Annotated in this window: 1 protein-coding gene; it reads left to right on the forward strand. The window is 61.9% G+C overall.

Translation table 11 applies throughout. From position 1 onward, the window contains the following. Nucleotides 1–105: 105 nt before the first annotated feature. On the forward strand, nt 106–1,281 hold a 1,176-nt coding region (gene pobA, locus P0D89_RS53080), incomplete at its 3' end, for a 4-hydroxybenzoate 3-monooxygenase (RefSeq protein ID WP_408379652.1).

A 1,281-nucleotide genomic window follows, 5' to 3' on the forward strand; every position in this document is an offset into this window, starting at 1 on the left:
CCTCCCTTCCCGTCAGATCCGCCGTGCTAAAGAATTCGGACATCAGAAACCGGAACGTCGTGTCCATCGCATTCGCACGAGGCGGTAAAGACCTGGAGGCACGCAATGAAAACCCGAGTCGCCATTATCGGCGCAGGTCCTTCCGGCCTGCTGCTGGGCCAGCTGCTGACGCAAGCCGGAATCGACAACGTCATCCTCGAACGGCAATCGCCCGAGCACGTTCTGAGGCGTATCCGGGCCGGCGTGCTCGAACAGGGCACGGTCGATCTGCTGCGCGAAGCCGGGGTCGGCGCCCGCATGGATCAGGATGGCGTCGTGCACGAGGGCATCGAGCTCGCCTTCGCAGGCCGGCGCGTACGCATCGACCTGAAGGCCTTGACGGACGGCAAAACCGTCACCGTCTACGGCCAGACGGAAGTCACGCGAGACCTCATGGAAGCGCGCGCGCGGTCGGATGCAACGACCATTTATCACGTAGTAAATGTCCAAATTCACGACATTACCGGCGACTCCCCGTACCTGACCTACGAGAGGAACGGTGAGCGGCGCACGCTGCACTGCGATTACGTGGCGGGCTGCGACGGCTTTCATGGCGTCTCGCGGCAAACGATCCCCGCCAAGGCCCTGAATGTCTACGAGCGCATCTACCCCTTCGGCTGGCTCGGCCTGCTGTCCGATACCCCGCCGGTCCATCACGAACTCATCTACGCGCATCATCCGAACGGCTTTTCGCTGTGCAGCCAACGCTCGCGCACCCGTAGCCGTTACTACCTGCAGGTGCCCTTGACCGAAAAGGCCGAGGACTGGTCCGACGAACGATTCTGGAACGAACTCAAGAACCGCCTGCCCGATCATCTCGGCGATCAGCTCGTCACCGGGCCTTCGCTCGAAAAGAGCATTGCGCCGCTGCGCAGCTTCGTCGCCGAGCCGATGCAGTATGGACGCCTGTTCCTGGTCGGCGATGCCGCGCACATCGTGCCGCCCACGGGAGCCAAAGGCCTCAATCTTGCCGCGAGCGACGTGAGCACGTTGTATCGAATCCTGATCAGGACCTACCGCGAACGCCGCACGGATCTGCTGGCGCGATATTCGAATATCGCCTTGCGTCGGGTCTGGAAGGCTGTCCGCTTTTCGTGGTCGATGACTTCACTGCTGCACGAATTTCCCGACAGCGACGCGTTCAGCCGCAAGATCCAGGAAGTCGAGCGGGACTATCTGACGAGCTCTCAGGCCGGATTGACCACGATTGCGGAAAACTACGTCGGCTTGCCCTACGAAGCC

Origin of the sequence: Paraburkholderia sp. RL18-085-BIA-A (assembly GCF_046027075.1) — a bacterium.
GTDB lineage: Bacteria > Pseudomonadota > Gammaproteobacteria > Burkholderiales > Burkholderiaceae > Paraburkholderia.